The organism is Prauserella isguenensis, assembly GCF_014191605.1.
GTDB classification, from domain to species: domain Bacteria; phylum Actinomycetota; class Actinomycetes; order Mycobacteriales; family Pseudonocardiaceae; genus Prauserella; species Prauserella isguenensis.
In genome coordinates this window covers 1-1,095 of the sequence record NZ_JACHWU010000014.1, presented here as the reverse complement: position 1 = coordinate 1,095, position 1,095 = coordinate 1, and the positions used below count along the sequence as shown (strand labels likewise).

Genomic DNA, 1,095 nt, shown 5'->3' with positions numbered 1-1,095 from the left:
GGGCATCGGCCTGGTCTTTTCCGGGGTGTCCGAGCCGCTGAACCACATGGTCAACCCGCCGGAGATGGCCGGGGTGCAGGCCGGCAGTGACGAGGCGGGACGGGCCGCGATCGGCCAGTCGATGTTCCACTGGGGACTGCACGCGTGGGGCATCTACGCGATCGTCGGGCTCGGCCTGGCATACATGACCTTCCGCCGGGGTCGTCCGCTGTCGATCCGCTGGCTGCTGGAACCGATCTTCGGCCGCACGCTCATCGAGTCGTGGGTCGGGCACGTCATCGACGTCGTCGCCGTCGTCGGCACCGTGTTCGGTGTGGCCACCTCGCTGGGCATGGGTGTGCTGCAGATCCAGGCCGGGCTGGCCTACCAGGGCTGGTTCGAGCCCTCCGACACGCTGCTGGTGGCCCTCGTGCTGGGCATCACCGCCCTGGGCACCATCTCCGTGGTCACCGGGCTCCACAAGGGACTGCGGTGGCTCTCCAACGCCAACATGACCCTGGCCACCGTGCTGGCCCTGGTGGTGCTGCTACTCGGCCCGACAGTGTTCCTGCTGCGCTCGCTGGTGCAGAACTTCGGCGAATACCTCCAAACCATCCCCCAACTCGCCTTCGTCACCGGAGCCGGCGCGGGCGACACCTGGACACTGGACTGGACCCTGTTCAACCAAGCCTGGTTCCTGGCCTGGGCCCCGTTCGTGGGCATGTTCATCGCCCGCATCTCCCGCGGCCGCACGATCCGCGAGTTCATCCTCGGCGCGCTACTCGCCCCGACCCTCGTGTCACTGATCTGGTTCACCATCTTCGGCAGCACCGGCGTGCTCAGCCAACTCACCGACGGCGGCCTCGTCGGCGCCGACGGCACGGTCGATCAGGACACCGCGCTGTTCCTGCTGTTCGGCGAGCTCCCCGTCACCGGCGGCATCGTCACCGTCCTGTCGGTCATCGCGATCGTGGTGATCACCCTGTTCTTCGTCACCAGCGCCGACTCCTGCTCACTCGTGGTCGACGTGCTCTGCCACAACGGACGCAGCGAAACCCCCTGGATCACCCGCGTGTTCTGGGCCGTGCTCGTCGGCGTCGCCGGCGCACTACTGCT

Annotated in this window: 1 protein-coding gene; it reads left to right on the top strand. The window is 67.8% G+C overall.

Annotated features, from left to right (window positions below):
- Positions 1 to 25: 25 nt before the first annotated feature.
- A partial coding sequence (locus tag FHS23_RS22860; protein ID WP_343054204.1) for a BCCT family transporter occupies positions 26 to 1,095 on the top strand: 1,070 nt, incomplete at its 3' end.